The sequence below is a fragment of the Weizmannia sp. FSL W8-0401 genome, from assembly GCF_038009125.1.
Classification (GTDB): domain Bacteria; phylum Bacillota; class Bacilli; order Bacillales; family Bacillaceae_C; genus Weizmannia; species Weizmannia coagulans.
Genome location: NZ_JBBPAG010000001.1, coordinates 2,700,895 through 2,714,768, shown reverse-complemented (window position 1 = coordinate 2,714,768; position 13,874 = coordinate 2,700,895). Strand labels below are relative to the sequence as shown.

At 40.0% G+C, this 13,874-nt stretch carries 11 protein-coding genes and 2 pseudogenes; 11 read left to right on the top strand and 2 right to left on the bottom strand.

Translation table 11 applies throughout. The features are described 5' to 3' along the window. Window positions 1-34 precede the first annotated feature (34 nt). From NSU00_RS13275 to NSU00_RS13260, 4 genes are all read left to right on the top strand, one after another. A complete protein-coding gene (locus NSU00_RS13275; protein ID WP_013860499.1) occupies window positions 35-403 on the top strand; it encodes an ArsR/SmtB family transcription factor in 369 nt (122 codons plus the stop codon). Further along, on the top strand, window positions 396-2,531 hold the full coding sequence (locus NSU00_RS13270) for a heavy metal translocating P-type ATPase (RefSeq protein WP_340702984.1): 2,136 nt from the start codon (window positions 396-398) through the stop codon (window positions 2,529-2,531). The genes NSU00_RS13275 and NSU00_RS13270 overlap by 8 nt, the downstream gene beginning before the upstream one ends. A 188-nt stretch (window positions 2,532-2,719) precedes the next feature. Then, window positions 2,720-3,295, top strand: coding sequence for a tyrosine-type recombinase/integrase (locus NSU00_RS13265; RefSeq protein ID WP_013860497.1), 576 nt, complete (start codon window positions 2,720-2,722; stop codon window positions 3,293-3,295). Between the two features lie 275 nt (window positions 3,296-3,570). Then, window positions 3,571-4,182 carry a YqcI/YcgG family protein gene (locus NSU00_RS13260; RefSeq protein WP_340702983.1) on the top strand — a complete coding sequence of 204 codons (612 nt, stop codon included), beginning with the start codon at window positions 3,571-3,573 and terminating at the stop codon, window positions 4,180-4,182. Here the strand turns inward: NSU00_RS13260 and NSU00_RS13255 are convergent. Next, a pseudogene (locus NSU00_RS13255) lies at window positions 4,157-5,200 on the bottom strand (IS1380-like element ISBco2 family transposase); the annotation flags it as partial. The gene NSU00_RS13260 and the pseudogene NSU00_RS13255 overlap by 26 nt on opposite strands. A gap of 109 nt (window positions 5,201-5,309) precedes the next feature. Here NSU00_RS13255 and NSU00_RS13250 point away from each other — a divergent pair. Further along, window positions 5,310-6,140 (top strand): annotated as a pseudogene (locus NSU00_RS13250) (family 4 glycosyl hydrolase); the annotation flags it as partial. A gap of 552 nt (window positions 6,141-6,692) precedes the next feature. Continuing rightward, the gene (locus NSU00_RS13245; protein ID WP_340703797.1) at window positions 6,693-7,181 is read left to right on the top strand and encodes a PTS sugar transporter subunit IIA; all 489 of its coding nucleotides are present in this window, start codon (window positions 6,693-6,695) and stop codon (window positions 7,179-7,181) included. Window positions 7,182-7,350: 169 nt separating this feature from the next. Here NSU00_RS13245 and NSU00_RS13240 read toward each other — a convergent pair whose 3' ends face one another. Continuing rightward, window positions 7,351-7,824 carry a glutathione peroxidase gene (locus tag NSU00_RS13240; protein ID WP_340703926.1) on the bottom strand — a complete coding sequence of 158 codons (474 nt, stop codon included), beginning with the start codon at window positions 7,822-7,824 and terminating at the stop codon, window positions 7,351-7,353. A 388-nt stretch (window positions 7,825-8,212) separates the two neighbouring features. Here NSU00_RS13240 and NSU00_RS13235 point away from each other — a divergent pair, with 388 nt between their 5' ends. From NSU00_RS13235 to NSU00_RS13215, 5 genes are all read left to right on the top strand, one after another. Further along, window positions 8,213-8,857 carry a LysE family translocator gene (locus NSU00_RS13235; protein ID WP_265114766.1) on the top strand — a complete coding sequence of 215 codons (645 nt, stop codon included), beginning with the start codon at window positions 8,213-8,215 and terminating at the stop codon, window positions 8,855-8,857. Window positions 8,858-9,009: 152 nt separating this feature from the next. Further along, window positions 9,010-9,207 (top strand): hypothetical protein, encoded by a 198-nt coding sequence (locus NSU00_RS13230; protein WP_035189966.1) that lies wholly within the window; start codon window positions 9,010-9,012, stop codon window positions 9,205-9,207. A gap of 309 nt (window positions 9,208-9,516) precedes the next feature. Next, a complete protein-coding gene (locus NSU00_RS13225; protein WP_071452125.1) occupies window positions 9,517-9,825 on the top strand; it encodes an N-6 DNA methylase in 309 nt (102 codons plus the stop codon). A gap of 324 nt (window positions 9,826-10,149) precedes the next feature. Next, window positions 10,150-12,714: a type I restriction-modification system subunit M gene (locus tag NSU00_RS13220; protein WP_340703796.1), complete on the top strand. Its 2,565-nt coding sequence runs from the start codon at window positions 10,150-10,152 to the stop codon at window positions 12,712-12,714. Beyond that, window positions 12,714-13,868 (top strand): restriction endonuclease subunit S, encoded by a 1,155-nt coding sequence (locus tag NSU00_RS13215; protein ID WP_340703795.1) that lies wholly within the window; start codon window positions 12,714-12,716, stop codon window positions 13,866-13,868. Before NSU00_RS13220 ends, NSU00_RS13215 begins: the two co-directional genes overlap by 1 nt. The last annotated feature ends 6 nt before the right edge of the window (window positions 13,869-13,874 follow it).

Below are 13,874 nucleotides of genomic sequence, written 5' to 3'. Positions count from 1 at the left end.
CAAATGAACATTTGAATATAAAGAGGTGACATTAATGAGCACCAAAGACACTTGCGAAATTTATTGTTATGACGAAGAAAAAGTGAATCGAATACAAGGCGAATTAGCTAAACACGATATAAGTAGTGTTGCCCTATTATTTAAAGCCATTGCAGATGAAAACAGAACAAAAATCGTTTTTTCACTTTGTCAGGATGACGAATTGTGTGTGTGTGATGTTGCCAACATTATTGGTTCTTCTGTCGCAACAGCTTCTCATCATTTACGGACTCTTCATAAACAAGGAATAGTGAAATATCGAAAAGAAGGAAAAATGGCATTTTATTCACTGGAAGATGAACATATTAAACAATTAATCACGATTGCTTTAGCCCATAAGAAAGAAGTGAAAGTGAATGTCTAATCAACAAACCTTACCATCTGAACAAGAAATGAAAACCTATCGCGTTCAAGGATTATCTTGTACAAATTGTGCAGCCAAATTTGAAAATAACGTGAAAAATTTAGAAGGTGTAAAGGACGCAAAAGTAAATTTTGGAGCATCCAAAATTACAGTTTATGGTGAAACAACGATTGAAGAATTAGAAAAAGCAGGGGCCTTTGAGAATTTAAAGATTCAGGATGAAAAAGAACAAAGGATAGAGTATAAGCCTTTTTGGAAGGAAAAAGAAAATATTAAGGTTTATATTTCGGCTGCATTGCTCATTATTAGTTGGTTTCTAGGAAGGCAATTTGGTGAAAATAATATTATCCCTACGGTTGGATATGCTGCATCGATTTTAATAGGTGGATATTCCTTATTTATTGAAGGCCTTAGAAATTTAAGTAAATTTAAATTCGATATGGATACGCTCATGACGATCGCCATAATAGGAGCCGCGTTGATTGGACAATGGGGTGAAGGAGCAACCGTTGTGATCCTTTTCGCCATTAGCGAAGCCTTAGAGCGTTATTCAATGGATAAAGCTCGTCAATCGATTGGAATGTTGATGGATATCGCTCCAAAAGAAGCGTTAATTCGCCGTGAAAATGAAGAAATAATGGTTCACGTGGAGGATATTCAAATCGGTGATATTATGATCGTCAAGCCTGGGCAAAAATTAGCGATGGACGGAATAGTTATAAAGGGTACATCCACATTAAATGAGGCTGCTATCACTGGAGAAAGTGTTCCAGTAACCAAAACCATTGATGATGAGGTCTATGCTGGCACATTAAATGAAGAAGGATTATTAGAAGTAAAAGTAACCAAACGGGTTGAAGATAACACATTATCGAAAATTATTCATTTAGTAGAAGAAGCTCAAGCAGAGAAAGCACCTTCTCAAGCATTTGTTGATAAATTTGCAAAATATTACACACCAGCTATCATCATTTTGGCTACATTAATTGCGATTATTCCACCGTTATTATTCGGAGGAGATTGGAGTTACTGGATATATGAAGGATTAGCTGTATTAGTGGTTGGTTGCCCTTGTGCCTTAGTTGTTTCAACTCCAGTTGCAGTAGTTACTGCCATAGGAAATGCGGCAAGAAACGGTGTTTTAATTAAAGGTGGGATTCATTTAGAAGAAGCAGGTCACTTAAAGGTTATTGCTTTTGATAAAACAGGTACACTTACAAAAGGTATTCCAGCGGTTACAGATATTGTGACATTTGGTGGAAATGAAAATGAGTTGATGACGATTACAGCTGCCATCGAAAAGGGTTCCCAGCATCCACTTGGTACAGCCATTATAAGAAAAGCAGAAGAAAATGGATTGAATATTAATGGAGTTTCGGTTGAAGAGTTTCAATCCATTACAGGTAAAGGCGTAAAAGCGAAAGTAAATAATGAAATGTATTATGTAGGAAGTCCAACTCTTTTTGAAGAATTGCACGGTAGTATCGAAAACGATAAAAAACAAAAAATTGAAAAGATGCAAACACAAGGGAAAACGGTGATAGTGTTAGGAACGGAAAAAGAAATTCTTTCGTTTATTGCTGTTGCTGATGAAATAAGAGAATCATCGAAATCCGTGATCCGTAAACTTCATCAAATTGGAATTGAAAAAACTGTTATGCTTACAGGTGATAACAAAAGAACAGCAGAAGTCGTCGGAAAAGAAGTAGGTGTTTCTGATATTAAGGCCGATTTGCTACCAGAAGATAAATTAAATTTCATTAAAGAACTTCGAGGGAAAAATCAAGGTGTCGCAATGGTCGGTGATGGTGTGAACGATGCACCTGCTCTTGCAGCTTCAACTGTTGGTGTTGCGATGGGAGGAGCTGGAACCGATACAGCATTAGAAACAGCTGATATTGCGTTAATGTCTGATGATTTAAGTAAATTGCCATATACCATCAAATTAAGTCGTAAGGCTTTATCTATCATCAAACAAAACATTACATTCTCTTTAGCAATTAAATTAGTAGCATTGTTGTTAGTAATCCCCGGTTGGTTAACGCTTTGGATAGCGATATTTTCCGATATGGGAGCAACATTACTTGTAACGCTAAACAGTTTAAGGTTATTGAAGGTTAAAGAATGATGAATAACAAGGAAAAAGACCATCTTACCTAAGGTGGTCTTTTTATTTCGTTCAATGTATGAATTTGTATAAAAACATACATTCATTTTCGCTTATTCTCTTGTCTTTTCCCTTTTTCTTCGATAGGATTGAGACATCCTACAAAATCGTACATTCAAATCGTTGATTTTTAAAGGGAAGGAGAAAAGATGACGACACCAAAAAATGTGCAGCCAATCCGTAGTCAGCAGCAATTAGACGATATGAAATGGGCGTTAAAACGCCACTGTTTGCCCCGAGATTACATTTTATTTGTGTTAGGGTGTGAAACAGGCCTACGGGTTGGAGACCTGCTTAAAATCAAAACTGAAGCGATTCTGAGGCTGAAAAACAAAAAAGAGAAGGTTTTACGAGTAAAAGAAGGAAAAACCCAAAAAATCCGCGATATTTATATTGGCCATTGTTTTGAGGAAGTGTATGAATACGCAGCTGGATTAGACAGTGAGTGGCTCTTTCCATCCAGGAAAGGAAACCGGCCGATTACACCGACACAGGCTTATCGCCAGCTGAAAAAGGCGGCTGATTTTGCCGGAGTAGAGCATGTTGGTAATCATACGCTCAGAAAAACATTTGGCTATTGGTTTTATAAAGCCACGAAGGATATTGCCATGTTGCAAGAGATTTTGAACCATTCTCATCCTTCTGTTACTCTCCGTTATATCGGGATCACAGAAGAAGAAACTCAAAATGTCTTGAAACATTTTAGCGTGTTTCAGGATAAATAAAAATTCGGACTGTACAAAATGACAGTCCAAAAATTTTACTCCGAATAGCTTGTAGCTATTCTTTTTTATTTCTACGAATCTGATCGCAAATCTTATTTCAGTTTGCTAGTCTCGAAGGCATACATCTCCTGCGCGCACCCACCATTATTAGGCTGCAATGTTGAAAAAATTGTCAAAAACACAAAAATATTGTAAATAATATAAATTTTTCAATAATTGGCATTATCTCATTATTATCACCATACACACGGTTGGTAAAAAAGGGGGGAAGCTTAATGATTAAAATTAGTTCACTTTTGGATCAAGAAAAAATCAAAGAGGGAATGGAAAAAGGTATTCTAAAGGAATGGATGATTACCACCTATTCTGATTTTCGAAACTCGTTACTTGATGATTCTGCTCCATATCCTTGTTATTTTGCAGTAGAAGCAGAAAAAAATGGGCTTATTCGTTATATATTTGCTGAATCGGCTTACGATACGCATGAATTATTAAATATTAGAGACGGAGTTTATGAATACATAAAAAGCTACAAATCTATAGGTAAAAGAACGACACTAGTTATCTTTTTTAAACCTTCAGAAAATGAATTGCGAGCAGAAGACTATAAAGAACAATTTTGGAATGTTGTTAAATTTTTGAATGAAAATGATCCGGAACCTTGGCCTTCCGAAATTCCAAAAGATCCAAATCATCCTGAATGGGAGTTTTGTTTTGGAGGAGACCCCATCTTTTTAGTTTGCCGGGCGCCGTTTTATTCGGATAGGAAAAGTAGATTTACTGCTAATGGTCTTGAAATTACGATGCAACCTCGTGGTACACTTGACGATATTACGGCTGATACGAAATTGGGTCAACAGTCTTGTCCATCGAAAAACCATATTTAGACTCTTTGATATAGTTTTCCAGACAGGCTCTCTGATTGTAAAATCTCCAAATATCCATAGGTTCCCAGTCCATCGTTGTCACAATGGCTTCATAATCCCAGAGAAAATCAAACAATTGAAGCTGGTCTTCCTCATACTTGTCAGCTTTTCGGATGACCGCAACTCTTCTTGGCTTTTCCCAGGAAGTTGCTTGGTAGTAGACTGTTTTTCCCTCTATAACAATCAGCTCATCATCAACATACCGGATCCACGGAGAATTGTCGTTTTCAACATACTTTTTCAATCTTGATGTCCATTTCAGTTTGCCGGCGTAGTTAATCTTCTGCTGCTCCCAATAACTGTAAAACTTTTCTCCGCCAAATCCCTTGTCAAAACGGGCGTACCGGATAAGGTACTGAGCGGAAAGCAATCGATAGGTTTCCTCGGCAAATTCAATTCCGTTGTCAGTTGAATGGACGTTTCCCGGTCTTAGCACACCGTTTAAGCAAAGATGGGATTTTCCTTCAAAAACGAGAAGGGGGTGGTAGCTTTTTCTGCTCGGCTTATGGGGGTTCACCCCGATTTTCGCTCCCTCCTGGTTTCCATAAACCGTTTCGACACTTGAATCATAGTCAAGAATGAGATCGGAATCCAGCCATGGTTCGATGATGTCCATCACCCGTTCTTTGAATTCTATGGCAGCATCCTCGATTTTCTCCAACCTTAATAGATCCTTGCTTAAAAGCGTATAATGCGGGCATTTTCCTCCTAAGAAAGCACGAATCAAAGGGTCATTCTGGAGTGATTGAAAATGAAACATACGGGAGCAATCTGCCATCCAGCCCGCAATCAGATATACAAATATTTTACTTAGAGGAAATTTGGCATTGTCTTTCTTTAAGCAATCAAACCCCCGGAAAGTCTGCTGGATTTTCATCCGTTCCAGAAATTGCAGAAATGGGAGGATGCCACTAAATTTTGTACTATTCTTTAAATTGAATTCATATTTAATTCTTGAGACAGGAATGATATAATTCACCTTAAAGGTGCCCCCTTTCTTGGTTATTGTTTTTTTCTCAAAATCAATTATACCAAAGGATGGGGCACTTTTTTATTTTAAATTACTATTTTACTTTCGTAATCTGGGATTAAATATTTGCGATATGTCGGTCGGGACTTTGCGGAGAATGTCGCAAATCATTGGCAAACAGCCGAAAGATTTGGATGTGCGCTATTTCGGGCTGAACCATTTCGGCTGGTGGACGAGTATTAAAGATAAAGAAGGCCATGAATATTTGCCGGAGATCCGCGATTATGTCGCGAAACATGGTTATTTGACCCAGGTTGAAGTGGATACTCAGCATATGGACCAAAGCTGGCAGGAAACGCACAAAAAAGCGAAAGATCTTTTGGCGGTCGATCCGAGATTTTTACCGAATACGTACTTGAAATATTACTTTTACCCGGATTATGTGGTGGAACATTCTGATATCCATTACACGCGGGCAAACGAAGTCATCGACGGAAGGGAAAAAGAGGTGTTCTCCGCTGCTCAAAGAATCGTTGAAAAAGGGACCGCTGAAAAGGAATCTTTTTCTGCCGGCAGCCATGCGACATTTATCGTCGATCTTGCCCGTGCGATTGCCTACAATACGCATGAAAGAATGGTCATGATTGTGGAAAATAACGGCGCGATCGCAAACTTTGATGATGATGCGATGGTGGAAGTTCCGTGCATTGTCGGAACGGACGGCCCGGAACCGCTGAGCCAGGGCAGAATCCCGGAATTTGAACGGGCGCTGATGTACCAGCAGGTCACCGTGGAAAAACTGGTCGTGCAGGCTTATGTCGAAGGCAGCTATCAAAAGTTGTGGCAGGCGCTGACCCTTTCAAAAACCGTGCCAAGCGCAAAAGTCGCAAAAGCATTGCTGGATGATTTAATCGAAGCCAACAAAGAATACTGGCCGGAGTTGCACTAACAGCCGCGCAGGTTTATGCGGCAGGCAGCTGCCAAACATCGTAGCATCGCTGGCCCTTTTAAAAACGAACCAGATTCGGAATACCAGCCGGGGATGGAATAATGAGTTGTATAAGCTTATATGGCAGGCGCTGTCAAACAATTGTGGGACAGCGAAAGCCTCTCCTTTTAAACGAACCGGATACTTGAGGCAACCAAAATACTGCCGGGAATGAATAAAGGGCCGTGAAACATATACATTTAAGGCGGCTGTCAAGCGGGACGGCAGGCGTTGGTTTTCTCAAAAACGGTCCGGAGTGCGAAGGTTGAACGAGGTATACCGGCCGGGATTGAAATAATGGAAGGGGCGAAAAGGAATGCGAGCTTTTCGCCTTTTTCATGAAGCGTGGAGATTCGAGGATTGGTGCTAACTGGTTAAAAGACCCCCGGAACAAGGCAAATGATTTCAAACAGCAGCTCATTTTCATACGGGTATTCCGGGTGATGCAGGATCACCATTTTTTTCCTTGTTATGTTAAAGTAAGGGTATTCAAAAAATACGAGAGGGAAGCATATGTTTAAACTTTTTTCAAAAAAAGCTGCAGTGGAGGAACTTGTTGCGCCAATGAGCGGGAAGGTTGTTCAAATAGAAGATGTGCCGGATGAGGTGTTCAGCCGGAAGATGATCGGGGATGGCATAGCCATTGAACCGGATGAAGGCGTTGTGGTCTCACCGGTGGACGGGGAAATTGTCCAGTTCTTCCCAACGAAGCATGCGGTTGGGCTGAAGACAAAGAGCGGATTGGAAATATTGATTCATATCGGCATGGAGACTGTTGCTTTGAACGGGGAAGGGTTCGAAGGCTTTGTTCAACAGGGGGATCGTGTAAAAGCAGGTGATAAACTGGTCACCTTTGACCTCGAACAAATCAGGGAACGTGCGGAAAGCATCATCTCCCCTGTCGTCGTCACCAATTTTGATGCCGTGGACACGTTAAGCAAAACAGCTGAAACATCGGTAAAACGTGGCAAATCGGTTTTATTGACGGTGAAAATGAAATAGTTTTCCTGCAGATGGAAAATGGGAAGACACACGCCCATCCAAATGCACGGATACATTTGGAACGATGTCTTCCCATTAAAAAGGATATATTCTTTACGCTATTTCAATGCATGGACAAAATCAGCGTAACGTTACGGGCGGGATGCCGAAACTTCCCGCTTTTTTATTGCTATACCTGCAGCAGTTCCTCGATCTTTTCCTCAAGGTCTTCCGGCTTTGTCCGCGAGCCGTAATAGCCGATGACATGGCCGTGCCGGTCGACGAGAAATTTATTAAAATTCCATGTGATTTTCTTCTCGCCTGTCTGCTCGAGCAATTCGGCAAACAGCGGGTTCATTTCTTTTCCCTTCATTTTGCTTTTTTTAAACAACGGGAATGTTACGCCATAGTTGGCTTGGCAAAATGCTGCAATTTTTTCGCTTTCGTCAAACTCCTGTTTCATGAAACTGTCGCTCGGAAAGCCAAGCACGGCAAACCCCTTGTCTTTGTACTTTTCGTAAAGGTGCTCCAGCCCCTCATACTGGGGTGTAAATCCGCATTTGCTTGCCGTATTGACAATAAGCAGCACCTGGTTTTTATATTTGGCCAAAGACTCTTTCTCTTCTCCAGTAAGCCGTTCAAAAGAATAGTCGTAAATGGACATCATCAGTCTCCTTTTCCCCGGAAATTTTATTTCTTGTCATTATCGTAAAGAGAATATGGATACATGTCAAATGATGGGCTGGTGATATCACGGCCGGTTTTGTCGCTCTGTTGTTTGGGCGATATCAAAATGGGTTCCAACACCAACTGTTCAAGGTGTGAAAGTAAATGAGTGGAGTAGGAAAAAATTGCAAAAAATGATTTATTTCAGACTGGATAAATATTAAAATAGGTGTATGAAGATACACACTCATATTTTTTAAGGGGGGATGATGGTGCCCGTTTTTTGATCAACAGTAAATGAAGATGCCATTTTAACAAACAGCGGGTTGGCAGTATTAGCTGTCAGAGACAGATGGAGTTTTAATTGCAGGGAGAAAAGTGAGCACATGAATATTTTTAGCTACATTGTTTTAGGGCTTTCCCTCTCAGTGCCAGTTGGCCCCATTACGATTGAAATGGTTAAGAGGGGGATCAAGAAAGGCTTTTTGCATTCCTGGTTTGTCGGCTTGGGCGGGATGTCCGCCGATGTTGTTTTAATGTTTTTGATTTATTTCGGTGTATCTACATATTTAACTACACCAGTTGCGAAGCTGATTATGTGGATTTTCGGGTGTATCATTCTTGTATACTTAGGCTATGAGAGCATTAGAGATGCTTTTAGAGAAATCACCATACCAGAGGAGAAAAAGAAAGGAAATTTGCTGCAATCTTTTCTGTCAGGCTTTTTGATTGCGATCTCTAATCCACTGAATATTATATTTTGGATTGGCATTTATGGGTCGGTTTTAACCACAATTTTAAATACGGTAAATTCGGGAAAAGCTTTACTTTACAGCAGCGCGATTTTTATTGGGATAGCTGCCTGGGATATAACGGTAGCTTCTTCCGTTCACTTTGGAAGAAAATTTGTTCATCAGCGTTTTTTAAAATGGCTGTCTGTCATTGCCGGGATTGCCTTAATTGGATTTGGCATACATTTCGGGTATCAAGCCGTGAAAAGTTTGTATTTAGTAGGCATCGGCCACGAATAACCAGGTGGTTTAGGATGCTACATGAAGTCATCGCGCTTACGGCCATACAAAAGGCTTTTTTCTTTTTTAGAAAAAAGTAGCCGCTTCCGCAATGCCTGCTTTCGCATATTTGCTTTTTCAATTCCCATACTAGAGGTGAAGGAGGGATGAATATGCCAAAACGGAAGCACGGTGCCGAACAAAAGAACAAAGAAGGCTTTGACTCAGCCAAAACCGATTCCGAGTATTCAAGGGAATTGCAGCAGCTGGGCGATGGGGCAGGCAGCGCGGCAGCCAATCGCATGCACAAAGAAAAAGCAAAAAAAATGAAATCCTCCAAAAACCAGGGAGAATGGAAAGGCATGCATTGAAAACGGGTCTTCACTCTTTAAGAGTGAGGGCTTTTTTGCGGTGGCGGGTCTTGCGTTACCTTGGTACATTTGTACATTGAAAGCAGTGACAAATTGGCAACGGGAATGCCTGAATCCAGTTTATGGAGCCAAATGACGCTTAATGGTTATGGATTAAAAAACGACTACAAGAAAGTTTAAAGACGATCGAAGAAAAAATTCCCTTTTTGCAAAATGTATTCCAAGAGGTTCGAATTTCGGAGCAATTAGATGACGCTGCTTTGTACCAGTTTGCGACAGTTGTGAATCAGTATCCAAGACCAAATTCAGATGATTATGCCGAAATATTTGATGAATTGCTTGATCGTCCACAGGTCAGGAAAGACAGGAGCAGAGATTATAACTCCTCGAGTTATCGCTAAACTGCTTCCATTACTGCTGAACATTCAGGAAGGCACAGTCTATGACGGAAGCTTTGGAACCGGACGCCTCTTGGCATATGCTTACCGCTATGCAAAAGAAAATGGTTGCAAAATAAAACTGGTTGGACAGGAAATAAACGCGAGGGCCAACTGGGTATTTCCGGTACAAATAAAAGCTTCATCGGTAATGGAATTAGGTGTCATTACAGCGCTGTAAGGGAGATCTTATGGAGGTGTAAGATGAAAACTTATGATGAACCAAGATTTTTCATTGAAGGAAATCCATTTTTGATATAATAGAAGCATATTAAGCTGTACTAATAAAAAGCACACAACAATCAGCTTGGAAGAAAAATGATGATCCACAGCTGGCATATTAATATGGATATACTAATAAGTTTGCACGTCATGTGAGGATTTTTTGCAATATATATCAACATGTTTCAAGAAAAATTGGATGAATCGATGGAATTTGATTTAGACTTAGACGTTGATACAGCCAATATGTGATTCGAGAAATATAACAAATGGGGGATACAACTTGATTACATCAGAAGAAATTAAACGTAGATTATGGGATGGGGCAAATGAACTACGTGGTTCAATGGATGCCAGCCGTTACAAAGATTATATGCTTGGATTAATGTTCTATAAGTTTTTGAGCGATAAGACATTAGAAACGTTCAAAGTGACCAGTGGTATTGGGCAAATGTCTGAGTTTGAACTATTGGAAGAATACACAAAGGCAAAAGCAGAGTACGGCGAGGAGCTGGAGAAAATGATTCGGCACGTACTCGGTTATTATGTTTCGCCTGAGTATCTCTATCAGACTTGGTTAAAAGACATTAAATCAGGAGATTTTGAAGTTCAAAAAGTAACGGACAGCTTGAATCACTTTGAGCGTACGATTGCTGTGTCTGGTGATTCAGATGACTTTCAAGGACTGTTCTCAAGTTCAACGCTTGATTTAACAGATACCGCTTTAGGCAGCAACTTAAATGAACGTAGCAAAAATATTAAGGCACTGATTTTGCTGTTTGCCGACCTGAACATGGTGAAATTACAAAAAGGCGATGTACTTGGAGAGGCGTATGAGTATCTTATCGGCCAGTTTGCGATGGAGTCAGGGAAGAAAGCCGGGGAATTCTACACGCCACGACAGGTCAGTGAAGTCATGGCACAAATTGTAGCAAAAACCTCAGAAATCAAGTCAATTTATGACCCGACTGTAGGCTCTGGTTCGCTACTTTTAACAGTTGGAAAGCATTTAGATGAAGATGCTCAAAAGAATCTGAGTTATTACGGGCAAGAAAAGAACACAGCAACCTATAATTTAACCCGTATGAATTTGTTGCTGCATGGTGTTCGGCCGGAAAAAATGACCATTAAAAACGGAGATACACTTTCTCAAGACTGGCCAGAAGATCCAGAACGTCCAAATGAAGGCGTACAATTTGATGCAGTGGTGATGAACCCGCCATATTCAGCGAAAAATTGGAACAGATCAGGGTTAAAAGTTAGTGACCCTCGTTTTGAAGTTGCTGGAGTGTTGCCACCAGATTCTAAAGGGGATTTTGCTTTCCTATTACATGGATTATTCCACTTAGGACAAAACGGGACGATGGCGATTGTCTTGCCTCATGGGGTGCTGTTCCGTGGTTCAGCAGAAGGCGAAATTCGCAAACGATTGCTTCAAAAAAATTACATCGATGCCATTATCGGCTTGCCAAGTAATTTATTTACCAATACAGGGATCCCAGTCGTTGTCATCATCTTGAAGAAGAACCGAAAATTTGACGATCCTGTTTTAATCATTGACGCATCTCATAGCTTTATTAAAGTTGGAAAGCAAAATGTCCTGCAAGAAAAGGACATTGCAAAAATTGTGGATACATATGTTGAACGAAGAGAAGAGGAAGGGTACAGTCACCTGGCAACTCGTGAGGAAATAAGGAAAAATGAATATAATATGAACATTCCCCGTTATATCCAGGCGAATGAAGAAGAAATTCCGCACGATGTGGATGCTCACCTACTCGGCGGGATTCCTCAAAAGAACATTGACGATTTGAAGGTTCTACAGTCTACCGTGCCAGATGTTTTGAAACGATCATTAAAAGAAATTCGTGAAGGATATGTCGAACTGTTAAAACCCGTTGAGGAAATTTCTAATGATGTATTGAGTGACGCTCGCATTGTTGAAATATCAAAAGAAATCGAAAGCAAAACAAAAAACTATATCGATAAATACTGGGACGTTTTACGAAATGTTGACAAAAGCAGTAGCTTGACGCAGTTAATGGACGACATGCTGGTTGAGATCAAGCAGATTCTTTCATCCTTCCAATATATTGATGTGTATGACGGCTACCAAATTGTAGCGGAGATATGGAAAAATACACTGGCACATGATGCGGAAATCATTAAATCAAGTGGTTTCTATACAGCTGGTCGTACGCGTGAGCCCAATATGGTAACGAAAGGATCCGGAAATAAAAAACGTGAAGAACAAGACGGCTGGGTTGGCAGTATTGTACCAAATGAGTTGATTGCAAAAAATTTATACAGTGATGAACGAAAAGAAATTGAATCAAAGAAAGCCCGCATTCAGGAGATTGAAACGGAGCTATCTGAGTTGGTTGAGGCTGCGAAAGAGGAAGATAGCGATGAAGCCAATGCTCTAGGCGAGTGCTTGAATGAAGCAGGTGAGGCTTTTGAAAGCAAATCAATCAAGGCTGCGTTAAAAAAGGCAAGCAAGGAAACCGTTGAATATAACCTACTGAAAAAAGTTGAAACATTATTTGCAGATAAATCAGCGCTTAACAAAGCCGTGAAAGCGGATGAAAAAGCACTCAAGGAAGCTGTACAAGAACGTATTTTAACTTTGACAAATGATGAAATTGACAACTTGATGTATGAAAAATGGTTTGGCAACACGCTGGATGCCATAGTTGGTTTGGTATGGAAACCGATAAAAAAAGAGTTGGATACATTGCAAATGCTACACAATCGCTATGCTGATACCTTGTCAGCAATTGATGAAGAAATTCGAGACTCAGAATCAACACTTAAAGCCATGATGAGTGAATTGGTGGTGGAAGAATAATGGAACAAACAAAATTGGTGCCAAAAAGGCGATTTAAAGAATTTCAAAACACTGACGCTTGGGAACAGCGTAAGTTGGGGAAAGTGGTAAAAACACATCAATTCAGACCATATTTAGCGGAGCCCAATGCTGAGGGAGACTTTGAAGTAATTCAACAAGGAGATAGGCCGGTTGCTGGATATACTAATGGAACACCTTTTGAAAATTATCGGGATGTAACGCTGTTTGGCGATCATACAGTATCGCTTTACAAACCGACTAAACCGTTCTTTATTGCGACTGATGGAGTAAAAATATTGAGTGCAGATGGTCTTGAGGGTGACTTTCTGTTTTCGTTACTAGAAAGATATAAACCTGAACCACAAGGCTATAAACGTCACTTCACAATACTTAAAAATCAAGGTGCTTGGATAACCAAGAACGTTGAAGAGCAAGTCAAAATTGGCGCATTCTTCAAGAACCTCGATCACCTTATCACCCTTCATCAACGTAAGTTAGAAAAAATGAAAGCAATAAAATCCGCTTATCTTTCTGAAATGTTTCCCGCTGAAGGTGAGCGTGTGCCAAAACGAAGATTTGCAGGATTTACGCAAGCTTGGGAACAGCGGAAGTGGGAAGATACTGTAGATATATCTACAAATATGGTAGATCCAAGGACAGGGCTTTATGATGAATTACCACATATTGGTCCAGGAAACATTGAGTCATTTACAGGGAAGATTTTAGATAATGTACTAAAAGTTAAAGATAGCAATTTAATAAGTGGAAAATTTCATTTTTACAAAGGTGATATAATCTATGGAAAGATTAATCCGCAGCTTGGAAAGTATGCAATTGCGCCATGTGAAGGGCTTGCCAGTGCGGATTCTTATATATTGAATGCAAAGAACGGAGTGGTACAAAATTTCTTGTATTCTATACTACAGACTAAGGACTTTTATAAATATTCAGTATCTGTTTCATCTCGGACAGGAATGCCAAAAATCAATCGTGATGAATTAAATGTATATAATTACAAAGTTCCAGAAATAGAGGAACAGAAAAAAATAGGAAGCTTTTTTGTGGGACTCGACAACCTCATCACCCTCCATCAACGTAAGCTCGAAAAACTACAAAACATCAAAAAAGCATACCTCAATGAGATGTTTGTATAAAGGGGG

Bases quoted from the DNA above. Each gene is read 5' to 3' on its own strand.
- NSU00_RS13275 (WP_013860499.1), top strand. From the start codon at position 35: ATGAGCACCAAAGACACTTGCGAAATTTATTGTTATGACGAAGAAAAA.
- NSU00_RS13270 (WP_340702984.1), top strand. From the start codon at position 396: ATGTCTAATCAACAAACCTTACCATCTGAACAAGAAATGAAAACCTAT.
- NSU00_RS13265 (WP_013860497.1), top strand. From the start codon at position 2,720: ATGACGACACCAAAAAATGTGCAGCCAATCCGTAGTCAGCAGCAATTA.
- NSU00_RS13260 (WP_340702983.1), top strand. From the start codon at position 3,571: ATGATTAAAATTAGTTCACTTTTGGATCAAGAAAAAATCAAAGAGGGA.
- NSU00_RS13245 (WP_340703797.1), top strand. From the start codon at position 6,693: ATGTTTAAACTTTTTTCAAAAAAAGCTGCAGTGGAGGAACTTGTTGCG.
- NSU00_RS13240 (WP_340703926.1), bottom strand. From the start codon at position 7,824: ATGTCCATTTACGACTATTCTTTTGAACGGCTTACTGGAGAAGAGAAA.
- NSU00_RS13235 (WP_265114766.1), top strand. From the start codon at position 8,213: ATGAATATTTTTAGCTACATTGTTTTAGGGCTTTCCCTCTCAGTGCCA.
- NSU00_RS13230 (WP_035189966.1), top strand. From the start codon at position 9,010: ATGCCAAAACGGAAGCACGGTGCCGAACAAAAGAACAAAGAAGGCTTT.
- NSU00_RS13225 (WP_071452125.1), top strand. From the start codon at position 9,517: ATGATTATGCCGAAATATTTGATGAATTGCTTGATCGTCCACAGGTCA.
- NSU00_RS13215 (WP_340703795.1), top strand. From the start codon at position 12,714: ATGGAACAAACAAAATTGGTGCCAAAAAGGCGATTTAAAGAATTTCAA.